Here is a 17,459-nt window from a genome sequence, read left to right as displayed (position 1 = left end):
TACAATTTTGGCAATCAACAATTTTGGCAATCAAGTGGCGTATTCCAGCGGCGGAAATGTGACGCGGGTCTCACCGAAGGACGTAAAAACGCAAAAACGCACTGACATCCGCCATTTCCCGGGCCGCGATCCGGTGTCCCATGCCGGGGTAGGTCCTCGCGGTGAGAGCCATGTTCTTGTTGAGCCATTCCTCGGTGTGCTCAATGGCATCCCTGAAAATCACGGGATCAGCCTTATCCCTGCCCCAGAAGAAGGGCGGCGGTGAATCGAAGGATTCGCTGAGGGCCAGGAGGTCGTTTTCCAGCACGAATCCTGAAAGGCCCACTGTCGCCTTGAAGCCTTCCGGACGGAGCCGCAAGAGGGTGCTGGCCATGGCCATACCTTGGGAATAGCCCAGGAGGCTCACGCTGCTGTGGTTGCCTTTGACGGAGTCGATCCAGGCGAACACCTTGTTGGTGGTGGTGATGACATCGGCAAAGTCGTTCGCCAGGAAGTAATCAAGCAGGAACCAGCCGTAGTGGTCGCCGATCGGCATGGGCCCACGGAGCGCAGCGCAAGTGAAGTCTTCCGGGAGCTGTGGGAAGAGAGCCGCCATTCGCTGCTCGTCAGTGCCGTACCCGTGCATCATCACAAGCAGCGGCGTCCCGGCGCGCTCATTTTCCGGCTTGGACCAGACGACTGTTTCCATGGGCCACAGCTTAGTGGCGGGCTCCTCGGCCCCGGACAACAACCCCGGCCGGGTGAAGCGGCACATTCGAAAGGCATGCGGGACGGCCGCGTGGAGAGCGGCAAAAATACCGCGGGGTCCAGCCAGGGAGTCGCTTACCCCTCGAAGTGCGACACTGGCATTTCGTTCGACAAGGACTGCAAGAGTGATTCCGCAACTTCCCTGAGCTTCTGGTTCCTGCCATTTGAGGCCCTGGTCAGAATCCTGAAGGCCTCCTCCTGGCTGCACCTGTTCTGGCCCATGATGACGCCAGTCGCCAGATCGATGGCGGTCCGGGAACGCATTGCCTGCTCGAGGTCTTCCGCACGTTGTTGCGTGGCGCCGATCCTCACCGCCAGCCGCAAGGCCTTTTCCGCTTGGCTTGCGAATTGCTCACAGCTGCGGATGGAAGCCTCATCGAAGGCGTCGCACTGCGGGGCGAAAAGGTTGATCGCCGCCGTCGCGCCCTCTTCCAGGCCCATTGGCACGCAGAGCACGGCGAGGTGACCGCGTTCCGCTATCGCGGTGCAATATTCAGGCCACCGGGAGTCCGCGGAGGTGTCCGGGACGAGGACGGACTTCCCGGTTCTCATCGCATCCAGGCACGGCCCGTCCCCGTAAAGTTGCTGCACTTCGTCAATGAGGCGGGCTTCGTGGGTGCTTCCAGCAACCGTCATAGATCGGCGACGCCGGCTCAACGTGACCCCGCACAGGACGTCCTGGCCGCGCGCCGCGGACACTGACGACGCCGTGTATACCGCCAGGTCTTCGAGGAAGCCGCCGACGTCTTCGCTGTCGATGACCAAATCCTGCAGGTGCCCCGCTACCGAGGCATTCAGACCTATTTCGCCCATGGCTTAGTCTACGAGCAACGGGACGCCAGTGGAGGAAAAAACAGGCTCCCAGTGCGAAGTCCACCACTTGGGCAAATACGGCGCCGGCCTTGCGCACCGGGGACGTGCAGTGCAGAATTCTTCTACAGTCCGGGCAGAATTTCCGGACAGGGCCGAAGACTTCGGCCTGTTTTCGCTCATGCAGCCGGGCGCCGCGTCACTCAACGTGAAGGTGCTGCCTGATGAGCATAAACCTGCTACCGGTTCGGAGTTAGTCGGTGTCGACCGTCTCCGAATCCGCGATTCCCCACGAACCGCATCAGCCAGGAACCTCTCCCCTCTGGTGTGCCGCGTGTGGAACAGACAAACACCTGGTCATCGAATCAATCCAGGCCCAAGGTCCAAGACTTTCCCAACAGCTTGCCGTGTTCTACACGTGCACTTCCTGCGGGCTTTCCTACAGCCATGCAGCAACCGTCCAGCAGGCGGGGGCCATCCTGAATCGTCGGGGGATTCAGGATGGCCCCCGCCTGCTGGAGTTCGGAAAACACTATTTTCACTGCGGCGAACCCCTCCGTGAAGTGAAAACCTCACTGCGACGCTTCGGGGCATCCCGGACCGGCCGGCCCCGATTGCGCAGCTCTCCCCCGGAAGCCCTCCTCCACACCAAGGTCCTGAGATGCAGTTGCGGGTTCGAGTTGGAAATACCCGCCTAGGCACGCTTTGCGGCATTACCCGAAGGAAGCACCATGAAGCTCGAAAGTACACAGCAGCGCCGGCCGGGGGACGACTCCCGGCAAGGGCCGGATGAGCTGGACCAACAGAGGAACAAGCATCGGCAAGAATCGGATTCCTCTACGCGGCCCCGTTTGCCCGAGCCTCCCGACCCGGACAACCTACCCATCGAGTACCCCTGGCAGCGGGAGATCGAGTGGCCGTAGGGCACCTTCCGGTCCGGCGCTAGGGCGGCCAGCCCCAAATCCGACTACCCCCTTCCGGGACTAGCCACCCTGCGTCGGGCCGGTTATATCGCCGGCGTGCCCGAGGTCGAGCGTGCCCCCATCCCCCACCCATCGTCGCGCCCGCCCGACGTCGAGCGTGCCGCCGCACAACGTCCGGCCCGCCTGCAACCGCGTACCGACTGTCGATTCTGCTGGATCATCCCGGCGTCCGAGCCAGCGACCCCCGCCATTCCGGGGCCGGCGGCCCGCCATCATCGGATGATCCAGCAGAATGCAACGCTCCCTGCTCTCAGAGCACGCCCGAGCACCCCAAAACTCCCCCGAACACCCGCCGGCAGAGCCTCACGCCAACTCCAAATCTTTGTTTATGTTGTTTTCTGTTGACAGACCAACATGAACAAAGATAGAGTCAAGCAATTCCACATCATGTGACCACAGTCACGGGTGTATCTACAGCTTGTACGCAATGGAGGGTATGTGTTCGCCGAAGAGCGCCAACAGCTGATCTCCGAGCTCGTCGCCGAGCGCGGACGGGTCAGCGTCACGGACCTTGCGGATCGGTTCAGCATCACCACCGAGACTGTCCGCCGCGACCTTGCTGTCCTCGAGTCCTCCGGCAACGTTCGCCGCGTACACGGTGGGGCAGTCCCCTCGGACCGCCTCAGCACCCGTGAGGAAAGCGTCGTTGAGCGTGCCGTCCAGCGCCAGCCGGAAAAGCTTCGTATAGCCGAGGCTGCCCTTGCCCTCATCCCCGAGTACGCGGCCGGCAGCATCCTGATCGATGCCGGTTCCACCACCGAGGCCCTCGCCCGCCTGCTGGACCAGCGCATTGCCCAGCAGACGGCGTCTTCCAACGGGAACGCCCCACGTGAAGAACTAGTCGTCATCACCCACGCCATCCCCATCGCCGGACGGCTCTCCGGCAACCCGCACATCGCCCTCCAGATCCTGGGCGGCCGTGTCCGCGGGCTCACCCAGGCCGCCGTCGGTCAGTCCACGGTCGAGGCCGCTTCCCGGTTGCGCCCGGACATCGCCTTCGTCGGCGCCAACGGTATCCACGCCACGTTCGGGCTCAGCACCCCTGACCCCGAAGAAGCCGCCGTCAAGGCCGCCTTCGTCACGTCCGCACGGCGCGTCGTCGTCCTCGCGGATTCCTCCAAGCTGGACGCGGAAACCCTGGTCCAGTTCGCTGCCCTAAAAGATGTGGACACCGTGATTACTGACCACGAACCCTCTGAAGAGCTCTCCGCCGCATTGGCCGAGGCCGGCGTCGACGTGGTGATCGCATGATCATCACCCTGACCGCCAACCCGAGCCTGGACCGCACCGTTGAGCTCCCGTCGCGATTGGCCCGCGGCGAAGTGCAACGCGCCGTCGCCGTCCACCAGCATTCCGGCGGCAAAGGCGTCAATGTCTCCCGGGCGCTGGTCGCCTCGGGCCTGGACACCGTCGCAGTCCTGCCGGGCGGGGATTCCGATCCCGTCCTCGCGGGACTGCTCGACGACGGCGTCCCCTACGCAGCGCTTCCCATCAGTGCGCCGCTGCGCAGCAACGTGACGCTCACCGAACCGGACGGCGTCACCACCAAGATCAACGAACCCGGCCCGGAGTTGAGCCTGGACGAGCAGGAAGCCCTGATCGGGCTGCTGCTGGACCGCTCCCGTGGCGCCAGCTGGGTGGTACTCGCGGGATCGCTCCCACCAGGAGTCCCTGCGGACTTTTATTCCACGGTCGCCCGCCGACTCCGTTCCACGTACAACGATCCCGCAAACGGCGGTCCGCCGCTCATCGCGATCGACTCCTCCGGGGCCCCGCTTGTTGCCGCCATCAGTGGCGATTCACGCGGCAACATCAGTGGCAAGCCCGATCTCTTGAAGCCCAACGCGGAAGAACTGGCCGAACTGGCCGCCGCAGCCGGCCTCACGGACGTCCACACGGCTGACGAACTGGAAGCAGACCCCGGCCTTGCTGCCCGGGCCGCCGCCGCGGTCGTCGGCAGCGGTGTTGGCGCGGTACTCGCAACACTCGGTTCCAAGGGCGCCGTCCTGGTAACCGCCGACGGCGCGTGGTTCGCCACGCATCCGCCGATCCAAGCCGTCAGCACAGTCGGTGCCGGCGATTCATCCCTTGCTGGCTACCTGCTGGCCGCCACCAACGGCGGAACCTCGCAGGACTGCCTCCGTCAGGCTGTGGCACATGGTGCCGCCGCTGCTTCGCTGCCGGGCTCCACTGTCCCGGCGGTACACCAAACAACTCCCGACGCCGTAACCATCACGGCCCTTCAGAAGGACTAACAGTGACCCAGCTCATCACCCCCCAACTGGTCAGCCTTGACCAGAACCTCGGCGATTCCCCCGCCGACGTCATCCGCTTCCTGGCAGGCAAAGTTGCCGCGGCCGGTCGCGCCTCCGAGGTTGAAGGGCTCTTCGCGGACGCCTTCGCCCGCGAGCAGAAGACCGCCACGGGCGTGCCCGGCGGGATCGCCATCCCGCACTGCCGCTCCGCTGCCGTGACCGAGCCGACCCTGGCAATGGCCCGGCTTTCGCACAAAGTGGACTTCGGGGCCAAGGATGGCCCCGCGGACATCATCTTCTTCATCGCCGCCCCGGAAGGAGCGGACCAGGAGCACCTGAAGCTCCTCTCCAAGCTGGCCCGTTCCCTCATCAAGAAGGACTTCACGGCAGGGCTTCGCGCGGCTGCCACCGAGCAGGAGATCGTCGACTTGGTTGACGGCGCGCTGGCCGACAAGCCGGCCGCGCATGCAGCACCAACCGTTGCGGACACAACGCCCGCCGCTTCCGCCGCGGCCCCCAAGCGCATCGTCGCCGTCACCGCCTGCCCCACCGGCATCGCCCACACCTACATGGCAGCAGATTCCCTCGTGGCAGCGGGGAAGGAAGCCGGAGTCGACCTGCAGGTTGAAACCCAGGGCTCGGGCGGATTCACCGCCCTTGACCCGGCCGTCATTGCCGCCGCCGACGCCGTGATCTTCGCAGTGGACGTGGATGTGCGCGGCAAGGAGCGTTTCGCGGGCAAACCCGTCATCAACGCACCCGTCAAGCGCGGCATCGACGAACCGGCCAAGATGGTCCAGGAGGCTATCGCTGCCTCCACCGACCCGCATGCCCACCGCGTGCCGCACTTCGGTGCCGAAGAGCGCGCCGAGCAAGCGTCCGAGGCCGCGAGCGAGCACCTCGGCACCAAGGTCAAGAAGGTTCTCCTGACGGGCGTGAGCTACATGATTCCGTTCGTCGCAGGTGGTGGCCTGCTCATCGCCCTGGGCTTCCTGCTGGCGGGGTACGACATTGCGCTTGGGACAAAGGCCAACGACATCCTGGCCCACAACACCCTCCTCAACCTTCCCAACGGTAACCTCGCCCTGTACCTCGGTACCGTTGCCTTCAAGATCGGTGCCCTGTCCCTTGGCTTCCTGGTCCCGGCTTTGGCTGGCTACATCGCTTACGGCATCGCGGACCGACCGGGCATTGCTCCTGGTTTCGTTGCTGGTGCGGTCTCCGGATTCATGGGTGCAGGCTTCCTCGGCGGCCTCGTAGGCGGTCTGCTGGCCGGTCTCACCGCCCACTGGATCGGTACCTTCAGTGTCCCGCGGTGGTTGCGCGGCCTCATGCCGGTGGTGATCATTCCGCTTTTTGCTTCAATTGTTGCTTCCGGCCTGATGTTCCTCGTCCTCGGCGGTCCGATTGCCTGGATAACTACTCAGCTCAACACGTGGCTGACCGGCATGACAGGCGCGTCGGCGATCGTCCTCGGTATCATCCTCGGCCTCATGATGTGCTTCGACCTGGGCGGTCCCGTCAACAAGGTTGCCTACTCCTTCGCCGTCGCAGGCCTCGGCGCGGGCAGCCTCTCGAACCCGGCCCCTCTGCAGATCATGGCTGCCGTCATGGCCGCGGGCATGGTTCCCCCTCTGGCGATGGCCCTGGCCACCGTGTTGAACAAGAAGGGCTTCAGCCTCGCCGAGCGCGAAAACGGCAAGGCTGCGTGGCTCCTGGGTGCATCCTTCATCTCCGAAGGCGCCATCCCGTTCGCAGCTGCCGACCCGTTCCGCGTCATCCCCGCAAGCATGGTGGGCGGTGCCGTGACCGGCGCCCTCTGCATGGCATCAGGTGTGACCTCGCAGGCTCCCCATGGTGGCATCTTCGTCTTCTTCGCGATCGGAAACTTGGCGATGTTCGTCATCGCGATTTTGGTAGGCATGGTTATCACCGCATTGGTCCTGCTCGCGCTGAAGCGTTGGGCAGTCCGGAAGCCCGAAGAGGCCGAACAGGTCCGCGTTCCGGTCGCAGCCTGAACGACCCGCCACTAAGCAAGTAGAGGACTAATCCATGCAGACCTTTTCAGGAGTAGGCGTAGCCCCCGGGCGCGTCCTGGGTCCGGTGCGGCAGATGCCGAAGCCGGTGCAGGAACCTGCAGCCTCGCCACAGGGAGCAAGCAACATTCCTGCGGACGTCACCGTCGAATCGCAAGGCCAGCGCATCAAGGATGCCGCCAAGGCCGTGCAGGCGGAACTCCGTGCCCGAGCCGCCACAGCGTCCGGCGAAGGCAAAGAGGTCCTGGAAGCAACTGCCCTCATGGCCGCCGATCCCATGCTGGTGAAATCGGCCATCAGGCTCCTCTCGCCCGAAACCCCGGGCGGCGCGCGTACCGCCGAACGGGCCGTGTGGGAGGCTGCCGCTACGGTGGCTGAATCGTTGAAGGCCCTCGGCGGCTACATGGCGGAGCGCGTGGCAGACGTCCTGGACGTCCGTGCGCGTATCGTCTCCGAGCTGCGCGGGCTGCCCGCACCGGGGATCCCGGCGTCGGACGTTCCGTTCATCCTGGCCGCCGAGGACCTCGCCCCGGCAGACACGGCCACCCTGGACCCCGCCAAGGTGATCGCACTGATCACCTCGAGCGGCGGCCCGCAGTCCCACACCGCCATCCTGGCTCGCGCCCTCGGCTTGCCCGCGATCGTTGCCGCGCCAGGTGTCGACGGGATCGGAGACGGCACTGAGATCTATGTCGATGGCGCCGCGGGCACCGTCACGGTGGATCCCGGTGAGGAACTCCGCCTTGCGGCCAAGACCTGGGCCACCCAGGCGTCTACCGTTGCCGCATTCAGCGGAGACAACGCTTTGGCCGACGGCTTCCGGGTTCCCCTGCTCGCCAACGTCGGTACCGGTGCTGACGCGGTCAAAGCCGCCGACGCCGGTGCCGAAGGCGTCGGGCTGCTTCGCACCGAATTCTGCTTCCTGGATCGCGACGACGAACCCACGGTCCAGGAGCAGATCGCCGCCTACAGCGCAGTGTTTGCCGCGTTCCCGGCCAAGAAGGTTGTTGTCCGGACGCTCGATGCCGGGGCGGACAAGCCCCTGCCGTTCCTCACGAACGCGGATGAGCCGAACCCAGCCTTGGGAGTCCGCGGGTACCGCACGGACCTCACGTCGCCGGGCGTCCTCGAGCGCCAGCTCAAGGCCATCGCCGCGGCAGAGGCCGCCAACCAGGCCGAGGTCTGGGTCATGGCCCCGATGATCTCCACGGCCGAGGAAGCCGCGCATTTCGCCGCGCTCTGCTCGGCCGCTGGTTTAAAGACTCCCGGCGTCATGGTGGAGGTCCCGTCAGCTGCCCTGACGGCGGCCACCGTGCTGCGCGAAGTCAGCTTCGCCTCGCTCGGAACCAACGATCTCACGCAATATGCGATGGCCGCGGACCGCCAACTCGGCCCGCTGGCCACGCTCAATGATCCCTGGCAGCCCGCCGTGCTGCAGCTCGTGAAGTTGACGGCCGACGGCGCCGCTGCCGCCAGCGCGGGCGGCAGCACCCGGCCCGTGGGCGTATGCGGCGAGGCAGCCGCGGATCCGGCCCTCGCCGTCGTACTCGTTGGACTGGGCGTCGCGACGCTTTCCATGAGTGCACGCGCCCTGGCTGCCGTTTCGGCCGTCCTTGCAACCGTCACCGTGGCACAGGCGCAAAAGCTCGCGACGGCGGCGCTGGCCGCCCCGAGTGCATCCGCCGCGCGCCAAACCGTTCGTGCCCAGCTGCCTATCCTGGACGAACTGGGTCTTTAGACTTTCCCCAAGCCCACAATCGAAGGAGCAAACAATGTCCGAACGTACCGCCACCATCGCCAGCCGCGTCGGCCTCCACGCACGCCCGGCAGCTATTTTCGCCGAAGCCGCCGGCGAACTGGACATCGAGGTCACCATCGCCCGCGAAGGCGAGCCCGCCGACGATGCCATGGACGCCGCAAGCATCCTCTCCCTCATGAGCCTCGGAGCTTCATTCGGCGACGTCGTCGTCCTTCGCGCCGAGGGTGCCGGGGCCGACGAAGCCCTGGACAAGCTCGTGAAGATCCTCGAAACGGACCACGACGCCGAGTAACCCACCGAGCATGCCCCCTCCTGGCCGTGGGGAATGGACATAGTCCTGCTATGTCCATTCTTCGCAGCCAAGAGGGGGCATGCTCTTTGCTTGTCCGGGCAAATTATGGTCTGTCAGCTCAAATTATTGACTGTTTAGGGCGGGTCGTTCAGATAGGCCGCAATATCCGGCTCGGTGGCTCTGAGCTGTTCAAGCTCACCGGCCAGGAAACCCTCCACGACGCGCGGATCGACGTAGGCTGCCCTCGCTACCGTTGGCGTGTTGCCGAGCGTTTCCGCGGTTTGCTTGATTGCCCCGACGACTCGTTGGCGGGCCGGTGCATTCGAAGCGGGGCCTGCGAGCGCCATGCCGGCGGTCACGGTCCCCTTCCAAGTGCGGAAGTCCTTGGCCGTGTAGTCCCCGCCCGTGATCTGGCGAAGGTACTCGTTGACCATTGTGGCATTCAGGCAGACCGGGCCGTTCCCGCCCTCGAAGACGAGCAGGGGTTCCTTGCCGGGCCTGGCCGCCAAGGGTCCGAGGAATCGGGCCAGCACAGGGTCCTCGATGGTGGAATCCCAGGTTTGGCCGCTTTTTCCGGGGAAATGCAGGGAAACCGTATCCCCGTCGACCTTCACGTGCTTGCACCTCAGCGTGGTGAGCCCGTATGAGCCGTTGCGACGCGTGTATCCATCGGAGCCAACGCGCAAGGCACCGAGGTCCATGAGCCGCACGGCTGCGGCCAAGGTCTTGGTCCTCGCCGAAGGGGACTCCCGCAGATGCCGGGCGACCACGCGGCGTGCCTGCGGCAGGAGGGCTCCAAGCCGGGCCGCACGGGCGAATTTTTCGGCATCTTGGCGAGCCCGCCATTCCGGGTGGTAGATGTATTGGCTCCGGCCGGCGTCGTCCACTCCCATTGCCTGGATATGCCCGTTCTCAAACGGGCATATCCAGACGTCGGACCACGCGGGAGGAATCGCCAACGCGTCGAGGCGCTTGCGCTCCTCACCTTTGATGAGCGATCCATCCGGGCGGTAGTAGCTGAATCCGCGGCCGGACCTTCGCCGGGAAATGCCCGGACTGCCAGGTTTGCTGCGGCGGAGTCGTGTCATGCCGTGGCGCCGTTTGCCTGCTCTCCGGTTCCTAGGCTTCCTGTGGGTCTGCCACGGACGCACTGGCTGACATGATCTCGGCACTGATCATCCAGGCGAGCTGCTCCAAGCGGGCAATGAACGCGTGGAGGAGGTCAGCCGTCGTCGGGTCTTCTTCATCTACTTCGTCGTGGACATCGCGCATGGTCTGGACCGTCCGCTCCAGGCGGTCGGTGATGAGCTTCACGGCATCCCTGGTTTGGGTCAATCCCTCGGGAAACTGCTCCAGCCTGGTTGCGCCCGCGATGGTGGTGCTCCGGCCGTCGGGAAGGGCATGGAGCGCCCGCATCCTTTCGGCGGTTTCGTCGGCGAACTCCCGGGCGGCTGCGACGAGTTCGTCAAGCTGCAGATGAAGGTCCCTGAAATTGGGACCAACAATGTTCCAATGAGCTTGTTTTCCTTGGAGTTGGAGTTCAATCAGATCCGTCAGGACCAGCTGCAGATTATCTGCCAGAGTTTGCGATGCTTTCACGTTTTCTCCTCCTAGGCGACCGTCCGAACAAGCCTGTGCCGGGAACCGGCGCAGGCCCTTCCGCTAGCCTACGACCAAACCCGGAAATCTTTATAAGTGTACTTAGTACTTGATTTGATAAGCGTGCTTAGTAGTACGATGGAGGAAGTCGGAGGTGGTTCGTAAGGGATGAAATTCCGGAGGGCCCATCCGCTGCAACAAGACCCCGCACGGGGTTCGGGGGCCTGGCGGGCATCACAGTTCGCGTGCGAACTGACAATCGAATACATGGCAAGGGGCCACGGCGCTTGCTGGCGGTCCCGCTGAAGTAAGGAATGTGTCATTGTGAACACTCTTCTGATCATTGCAGGCGTTGTGGCAGTTGTTCTTCTCCTCGTCGGCGGCTTCTCGCAGGCCGTAAGCTGGCTCCTCTGGGTCGGCGTGGTCCTCCTGATCGTCGCGGCCATCGGCTGGCTTCTGAGCTTCATGTCCGGCCACCGGTCACACGGAGTTTGACCGACAACGCTGTGAGGATGCTTGGCCAGCGGCCAAGCCCCACGCGTCGGGGGAATGAAGTAATCCACTACCAGCAAAAGGAGTACGTCCATGGGTGCAGATGACAAGATCCGCAACGCCGGAGAAAAGCTCGCAGGCAAATCCAAGGAAGCGGCTGGAGAGCTGACGGGTAACGAGCGGCTCGAAGCCGAAGGCAAGTTGGATCAGACCAAGGGCGACCTGAAAACGGCCGGCGAAAAGGTCAAGGACGCTTTCAAGAAGGACTAAATCCCCTCGAAGTGCAGCTTCCGCCTCGCGCGGGAGCGGCACTTCCCGCATCAAGGAGTTAAGTCGATGCCGACGATCTCTGACCCGATCGTTCCCGACGGCGCGTCTCACCCCAGGGCCGAACGAATCTGGTGCGCCAATTGCCGCACTGCCGAACACGTAGTCCTGGATTCCATCGAGCCACTCAAGCCGCCGGCGGCGGAGTTCGTGGATGTCGCATACACCTGCGTGGAATGCGATATGTTCTACGCCCACGCTGCGACCTTCCAAGACGTCGCAGCCATCCTGAACCAACGGGGAACCGTATCGGGTGTGCTGCAATTCGGCGGTGGATACATCCATTGCGGCGAACCGATGACGATTTCGGGAACCGGATTCCACAGCGTGTACGCGCCAATTTCCACCGAGGACCCCACTGTCAACCTTCTCGACGTGTACCTGGCGACAAAGGTGTTGCAGTGCCGTTGCGGGTTCCGGATGGAGCTTCCGTCTTAGCCAGGACTTAGCCAGGACCGTGACCGCAGGAGGAACGAATGCCGGAGAAAAAGAACCCCAGCCTCAAGGATCCGGAACTCTACGAAACTCTCCGGGAGGAGGGTGCGTCGAAGGAAAAGGCAGCCAGGATTTCCAATGCCGCTGCGAAGGAGGGCCGAAAGGAAATCGGCCGTCGTGGCGGCACCTCAGGCGATTATGAGGACTGGACCGTGCAGCAACTGAGGTCCCGCGCGAAGGAACTGGGGCTCACCGGATACTCGGGCAAGAAGAAAGCCGAACTGATCTCCGCGTTGCGAAACCACTAAGCCATCCAAGGGACATGTCCACTGCTGACCCGGGTCGCCGCCGACGTTCCCCTGGACATGCCCAGCGCCCGGGCCCAGCAGCGGACATATGCGTGTTATGTCCATTGCACACTTCCCACGAGGGGCATGTCCGCTCCCCGCCCCGCGCACCACCAAGCGCACGACGGCGGCCCGTCAGGCTTTCTTGACCCTCGCCTTGGGCTTGCTGGCCGCCTTTGCGGTGGCGCCGTCGTCGGACTCTTCTTCGGGCGATCCGGCAGAGGCTTTGCCGCGCTTCTTGTCGAGGCTGCGCTTGAGGGCTTCCATGAGGTCGATGACCTCGCCGCCTTCCCCCTCGCTGGCCGTGACACCGAACGTTTCCTCGGTGTCGATGGAGTCTCCCTTTTCGAGTTTGGCCTCGATGAGTTGCCGCAATTGAACCTGGTAGTTGTCGGTGTATTGCTCGGGCTCGAAGTCGCGCGCCATGGAGTCCACCAAGGCAGAAGACATCTCCAGCTCCTTGTCCGAGATCTTGACGTCGGTCTCCAGCGACGGGAAGTTGGCTTCGCGGACCTCGTCGTCCCAAAGCAGGGATTGCAGCATCAGGACGTCGCCCCGCACGCGCAGCGCGCCCAGCCTGGTCTTCTGCCGGAGGGCATACTGCACGATCGCCACGCGCTCTGTGTCCTGCAACGTGCGCAGAAGCAGCATGTACGCCTTGGGCGACTTCGAATCGGGCTCCAAGTAGTACGGACGCTCGTACATGATGGGGTCAAGCTGCTCGGCAGGAACAAACTCCACTACTTCGATTTCACGGCTGGCCTCGGCGGGAAGGGACTTCAAATCCGCGGCCGAGAGCACCACAGTGCGGCCTTCCTCTTCGTAGGCCTTGTCGATATCCTCGTAATCCACAACAGAACCGCAGACCTCGCACTTCCGCTGGTAACGGATGCGGCCTCCGTCCTTGTTGTGGACTTGGTGGAGACTGACATCGTGGTCCTCGGTGGCGCTGTAGAGCTTGACGGGTACGTTGACCAGCCCGAACGCGATAGATCCCTTCCATATGGCCCTCATGCACTAAGTGAACATCACAACCAGGCGGAGGTGAAGAGGTGGCAAGCAGCCAGAAGGAGCGCGTCAACGTTGAAGGCCATCAACTGACGCTCACCAACCTGGGCAAAATCATCTACCCGGAGACCGGCACCACCAAGGCCGAAGTGCTCGAATACTATGCCGCCGTGGCCCCGTTCCTGATCCCGGCTGCCGCCAACCGGCCCGCCACCCGGAAGCGTTGGGTAAATGGGGTGGGAACCGCAACCCACCCAGGGCAAATGTTCTTCCAGAAGAACCTCGACCAGTCCACGCCGTCCTGGGTTCCGCGTGTCACCATCCAGCACAGCGACCACAGCAACGTCTACCCGCTCGTCAACAACCTCGCGACGCTCACGTGGTTGGCCCAGATCGCCGCCTTGGAAATCCACGTGCCGCAATGGCAAGTGGACGCCGACGGCACCATGCTGCCCCCGGACCGCCTGGTCCTGGACCTTGATCCCGGTCCCGGAACGGGCCTTCCCGAATGCGTCGAAGTAGCCAAGTTGGCGCGCAGCATCCTGCAGGACATCGGCCTTGATCCGGTCCCTGTGACGAGCGGCAGCAAGGGGATCCACCTGTACGCCGGACTGGACGGAACCCGCAAGTGGGAGCAGGTCTCCGCGTTTGCGCACGAATTGGCACGCTCGCTCGAGGCTGACCATCCGGATCTCGTGGTCAGCGACATGAAGAAGACCCTGCGCAACGGCAAGGTGCTGGTGGACTGGAGCCAGAACAGCGGGAACAAGACCACCATCGTTCCGTACTCGCTCCGCGGGCGGGCCCACCCCATGGTGGCCGCGCCGAGGACGTGGCGTGAACTCGCCTCCCCCAAGCTGGAGCACCTGGACTTCACGGCCGTCATGAAACGCGTCAAAGAGGGAAAGGACCCCTTCGCCGCGGTGGCTGCCGGGCGGTCCGGCCATGCGCCCGGACACGGCGGCGCCGGCACCGCCGTCGAACGAACCGGCGTGAACCCGCGGCTGGCCAGCTACGTGGACAAGCGCGACCCCCAACGGACACCCGAGCCGTTTCCTGCCGCCGGGCACCACCCCGGTTCACGTCCACCCCAGCCCGACGCGGAACCCAATCCACCCGGCGGGATCTTCGTCATCCAGGAGCACCATGCCCGTCGGTTCCACCTGGATTTCCGGCTGGAACACAACGGCGTCCTGGCGTCCTGGGCCTTGCCGAGAGGCGTACCGGACACTCCGGCCAAGAACCACCTCGCGGTGCGTACGGAGGACCATCCCATGGAATACGCGGAGTTCGCGGGCATCATTCCAAAGGGCGAATACGGCGCCGGGACGGTCAGCATCTGGGACAGCGGCGAGTTCGAGTGCGAAAAATGGCGCGACGGCAAGGAAGTCATCGCCACCCTCACCGGCAAGCCCGGCGGCGGATTGCAAGGTACCCGCCGCTTCGCGCTCATCCACACCGGGGAATCGCCGTCGCAATGGCTGATCCACCTGATGAAGGACAAACCGGGCCATCGGGCGGTGCTGTCCCCTGGCGCCCAGCCGCAAACGAACGGAACCCCCAGCTACGCGCCCATGCTCGCGACCTCCGGAACCACCGCCGACGTCTCGTCCGGCGACTGGCTGTTTGAGCTCAAGTGGGATGGATTCCGGGCCATTGTTTCGAGTTCGGGCGGCAAGATCAGCGTGATCAGCCGCTCCGGGATCGACATGACTGCCACCTACCCTGAACTGGCGGATCCACGCTACTGGCCCCGCCACGATTTCGTCGCGGACGGCGAAATCGTCGCACTCAGCAAGGACGGCCGGCCCAGCTTCGAGTTGCTCCAGAAGCGGATGAACCTCTTCAAACCCGGCGACGTCGAACGCGCCCGCGCCGCGGTCCCAGTGCAACTCATGCTGTTCGACCTCCTGTACGACGCCGGCTCCCACGGCAGTTCCGACCTCACCTCGCTGCCGCTCAGCGAGCGCCGCGACCGGCTAGAGGCGTTCCGTTCAGGACTGCCAGCGAAGGGCTCCCCCATCCACGTGTCCGAGGTGCTGGACCATGATCTCGACGATCTCCTGGCCAGTGCCGCCGAGCTTGGCTTGGAGGGCGTCATGGCCAAGCGCGCGGAGAGCCGGTACCAGCCCGGGCGGCGCAGCAGATCCTGGGTCAAACTCAAGTTGGAACGCATGCAGGAAGTGGTGGTGGGTGGCTGGCGACCCGGAGCCGGGGCGAGGCTCGGGACCATAGGCGCGTTGCTGGTGGGGATTCCCGACGGCGACAAGCTGCGCTATGCCGGCCGGGTGGGCACCGGGTTCAAGGACTGGCAGTTGCGGGACATCCTGAAGCGCCTGGAGGGAATCGATCGCCGGGACTCTCCATTCCACGACATACCCGCCGAAGACGCACGCGGGGCGCAGTGGGTTTCCCCGGAGCTCGTGGGTGAGGTGACGTTCGGCGACTGGACCGGCACCGGGAGGATGCGGCATCCCGTCTGGCGCGGGTGGCGCCCTGACAAGTCCCCCGAGGATGTCGACACGCTAACAGCCGGGCGACACGGAAAATGACCTGCGACACCGGAATTCCAGTGTCGCAGGTCATTTTGCGTGTCGCTTATGAAATATAGAGCCTAGGACGAGTGCGGCATCTGCGGACGGCTAGTCCGGTGGACCGCCGTGACCGCGGCCTGCTGGCCCACGCGGCCATGGTTGGGGCCGCGATCCTTGGGGTGCTTGGTCTTCCCGCTACCGTCCGGCCACGCCGGTCCTTGAGTCGAGCCGAGCGTCATGGCCACAGCTGTCGGGGCCGGCATGGGCACCTTGTCCATGGACTCGGCCAGATGGCTGGCCACCTCGGAGTTGATTTGTGGCTCTACGCGCTTCGCAGCCATGGTTCTTCCTTTCTGCAGTGAAACGAAGGGATTTTCATACTAGGTGGGAGCGGTCCGCGGGATCTACCAGCGGACTTTCCTCTCAGACTTGGCCAGCTTCCCACTCGTTTGGGTGGGCTTGGGTTTGCTGCGCTCCGGCTTCCTGCCCGGCGTCGGTCTTCGGTGTGTTCGGTGCCATGCAGTGGACTCCTTTAAGCTCTCGATTCGCCGGAGGAGGTATCGGGACGCGACGCCCTCTGCGGGACCTTGGGTGTCCAATAGCAGCGACAGGAACGGCGCGGAGGCGAAGCCTCAACAGGCATGGATTTTTGTCGGATCAAAATTCAGCGGCATCGGCGAAAGCCTGCAGTGCCCCGACCGGCGTCTGCGAGCGGCCGGACCCGCTGGCCTATTCAAAAATCAGTGTTCCCATGCACCCACCCTAGACACTCCTGTCTCTGTTTGGGAACCCCGCTTTTTGGCCAAACCGTTTCGCGCGCGGCCCATACGTCCGCTCTCGGCTAGCATGGCATTTCCAGCGACCCGCGATGTCTTCGGCAGGGTCCCGACGCCAGGAGGTGAGACCCATCAAAACAGCAATGCACGGGTGCTCCCTTCCAACCCTTCAGCGAGCCTGAACCAGGTGGCGCGGAGAGCACCCCTCGGCTTCCCGAAAGGCTCTCCCATGTCAGCAACCACATTCCAGCATTCCCATTCCGCCGTCACGGCACGCCTCCGTTGGGCGGGTTGTGTTTTCGCCGAAGACGAGGCCCGGCTCTTGATCGCCGCGGCGCACGCCCCCGAGGTCCTTGAGCGGTTGATCGAACAACGCGCCTCAGGACTGCCCCTTGAATATCTCCTCGGCTGGGCGGAGTTCTGCGGCCAGCACATTGCGGTGGACCCTGGCGTCTTCGTTCCCCGCCGGCGCACGGAGTACCTCGTCCAGGAGGCGGCCCGCCTCGCCCGGCCGGGTGCCGTCGTCGTCGATCTTTGCTGTGGTTCGGGTGCCGTGGGCGCCGCTTTGGCTGCCTCCGCGGGCAGCATCGAGCTTCACGCCGCCGACGTCGACCCCGCCGCGGTGCGCTGCGCGCGACGCAACATCGCAGCGGCAGGCGGACACGTGCATGAGGGCGATCTCTATTCGGCACTCCCTGACGCTCTTCGCGGCCAGGTTGACGTTCTGGTGGCCAACGCCCCCTACGTCCCTACGGACTCGATCGGGATGATGCCGCCCGAGGCCAGGCTGCATGAACCGCTGGTGGCGCTCGACGGCGGCGCGGACGGTTTGGACGTGCAGCGCAGGATCGCGGAGGAGGCTCCTTCCTGGCTGGCTCCAGGGGGTTGGCTGCTGATCGAGACGAGTGCCCGGCAGGCACCGACGACGGCGGCCTTGTTCGGGCACGCGGGGCTGTCCACTCGGGTGGTCCATTCTGAAGAGTTCGATGCCACGGTGGTGCTGGGAAAACGGCAGGAAATCCACCGGAAATGATCAGCAAACTGTGCCAACGCGGCGCT

Annotated in this window: 18 protein-coding genes; 12 read left to right on the top strand and 6 right to left on the bottom strand. The window is 64.4% G+C overall.

All coding sequences use genetic code 11. The features are described 5' to 3' along the window. Positions 1-70: 70 nt before the first annotated feature. Together J2S96_RS13450 and J2S96_RS13445 are read right to left on the bottom strand one after the other, a co-directional pair. The gene (locus J2S96_RS13450) at positions 71-688 is read right to left on the bottom strand and encodes an alpha/beta hydrolase (protein ID WP_306864257.1); all 618 of its coding nucleotides are present in this window, start codon (positions 686-688) and stop codon (positions 71-73) included. A gap of 134 nt (positions 689-822) precedes the next feature. Further along, a complete protein-coding gene (locus J2S96_RS13445; RefSeq protein WP_306864255.1) occupies positions 823-1,560 on the bottom strand; it encodes a GAF and ANTAR domain-containing protein in 738 nt (245 codons plus the stop codon). 728 nt (positions 1,561-2,288) lie between these two features. Between J2S96_RS13445 and J2S96_RS13440 the strand changes: the two genes are divergently transcribed. The 6 genes from J2S96_RS13440 (at position 2,289) to J2S96_RS13415 (ending at position 8,882) form a co-directional block, all read left to right on the top strand. Continuing rightward, positions 2,289-2,480, top strand: coding sequence for a hypothetical protein (locus J2S96_RS13440; protein WP_306864252.1), 192 nt, complete (start codon positions 2,289-2,291; stop codon positions 2,478-2,480). Positions 2,481-2,978: 498 nt separating this feature from the next. Further along, complete coding sequence (locus tag J2S96_RS13435) at positions 2,979-3,791, top strand: DeoR/GlpR family DNA-binding transcription regulator (protein WP_306864248.1); 813 nt, start codon at positions 2,979-2,981, stop codon at positions 3,789-3,791. Next, positions 3,788-4,795, top strand: a complete 1,008-nt coding sequence (locus J2S96_RS13430) for a 1-phosphofructokinase family hexose kinase (RefSeq protein WP_306864245.1) — start codon at positions 3,788-3,790, stop codon at positions 4,793-4,795. Before J2S96_RS13435 ends, J2S96_RS13430 begins: the two co-directional genes overlap by 4 nt. Before the next feature lie 2 nt (positions 4,796-4,797). Then, positions 4,798-6,813: a PTS fructose transporter subunit IIABC gene (locus tag J2S96_RS13425; protein ID WP_306864242.1), complete on the top strand. Its 2,016-nt coding sequence runs from the start codon at positions 4,798-4,800 to the stop codon at positions 6,811-6,813. A gap of 34 nt (positions 6,814-6,847) precedes the next feature. Then, a complete protein-coding gene (gene ptsP, locus J2S96_RS13420) occupies positions 6,848-8,569 on the top strand; it encodes a phosphoenolpyruvate--protein phosphotransferase (protein WP_306864239.1) in 1,722 nt (573 codons plus the stop codon). A gap of 34 nt (positions 8,570-8,603) precedes the next feature. Further along, positions 8,604-8,882: an HPr family phosphocarrier protein gene (locus J2S96_RS13415; protein ID WP_306864236.1), complete on the top strand. Its 279-nt coding sequence runs from the start codon at positions 8,604-8,606 to the stop codon at positions 8,880-8,882. Between the two features lie 134 nt (positions 8,883-9,016). Here the strand turns inward: J2S96_RS13415 and J2S96_RS13410 are convergent, their stop codons facing one another. Beyond that, positions 9,017-9,970 (bottom strand): DNA topoisomerase IB, encoded by a 954-nt coding sequence (locus J2S96_RS13410; RefSeq protein ID WP_306864233.1) that lies wholly within the window; start codon positions 9,968-9,970, stop codon positions 9,017-9,019. A gap of 31 nt (positions 9,971-10,001) precedes the next feature. Further along, entirely contained in the window at positions 10,002-10,481 is a 480-nt protein-coding gene (locus J2S96_RS13405; protein ID WP_306864232.1) for a Dps family protein, read from the bottom strand. Positions 10,482-10,805: 324 nt separating this feature from the next. Here J2S96_RS13405 and J2S96_RS13400 point away from each other — a divergent pair, with 324 nt between their 5' ends. The 4 genes from J2S96_RS13400 to J2S96_RS13385 all read left to right on the top strand — a co-directional run bounded on the left by J2S96_RS13400 (position 10,806) and on the right by J2S96_RS13385 (position 12,043). Next, positions 10,806-10,976, top strand: a complete 171-nt coding sequence (locus J2S96_RS13400) for a hypothetical protein (protein ID WP_306864229.1) — start codon at positions 10,806-10,808, stop codon at positions 10,974-10,976. A gap of 90 nt (positions 10,977-11,066) precedes the next feature. Then, positions 11,067-11,243, top strand: coding sequence for a CsbD family protein (locus tag J2S96_RS13395; RefSeq protein ID WP_306864225.1), 177 nt, complete (start codon positions 11,067-11,069; stop codon positions 11,241-11,243). Positions 11,244-11,309: 66 nt separating this feature from the next. Then, positions 11,310-11,738 (top strand): hypothetical protein, encoded by a 429-nt coding sequence (locus tag J2S96_RS13390; RefSeq protein ID WP_306864221.1) that lies wholly within the window; start codon positions 11,310-11,312, stop codon positions 11,736-11,738. Positions 11,739-11,776: 38 nt separating this feature from the next. After that, complete coding sequence (locus tag J2S96_RS13385) at positions 11,777-12,043, top strand: DUF7218 family protein (RefSeq protein ID WP_306864218.1); 267 nt, start codon at positions 11,777-11,779, stop codon at positions 12,041-12,043. Between the two features lie 174 nt (positions 12,044-12,217). Here the strand turns inward: J2S96_RS13385 and ku are convergent, their stop codons facing one another. Beyond that, entirely contained in the window at positions 12,218-13,096 is an 879-nt protein-coding gene (gene ku, locus J2S96_RS13380; protein WP_306864216.1) for a non-homologous end joining protein Ku, read from the bottom strand. Positions 13,097-13,134: 38 nt separating this feature from the next. On the opposite strand from ku, the gene J2S96_RS13375 reads away from it, so the two are divergent. After that, a complete protein-coding gene (locus tag J2S96_RS13375; protein ID WP_306864214.1) occupies positions 13,135-15,642 on the top strand; it encodes an ATP-dependent DNA ligase in 2,508 nt (835 codons plus the stop codon). Positions 15,643-15,704: 62 nt separating this feature from the next. On the opposite strand, the gene J2S96_RS13370 is transcribed toward J2S96_RS13375, so the two are convergent. Continuing rightward, positions 15,705-15,965, bottom strand: a complete 261-nt coding sequence (locus J2S96_RS13370) for a hypothetical protein (RefSeq protein ID WP_306864211.1) — start codon at positions 15,963-15,965, stop codon at positions 15,705-15,707. A gap of 664 nt (positions 15,966-16,629) precedes the next feature. Here J2S96_RS13370 and J2S96_RS13365 point away from each other — a divergent pair. Continuing rightward, positions 16,630-17,433 carry a putative protein N(5)-glutamine methyltransferase gene (locus J2S96_RS13365; RefSeq protein ID WP_306864208.1) on the top strand — a complete coding sequence of 268 codons (804 nt, stop codon included), beginning with the start codon at positions 16,630-16,632 and terminating at the stop codon, positions 17,431-17,433. The last annotated feature ends 26 nt before the right edge of the window (positions 17,434-17,459 follow it).

The sequence above is a fragment of the Arthrobacter bambusae genome, assembly GCF_030812595.1.
GTDB classification, from domain to species: Bacteria; Actinomycetota; Actinomycetes; order Actinomycetales; family Micrococcaceae; genus Arthrobacter; species Arthrobacter bambusae_B.
The sequence above is the reverse complement of the archived record's forward strand: the minus strand, read 5'-3'. Positions and strand labels throughout refer to the sequence as shown.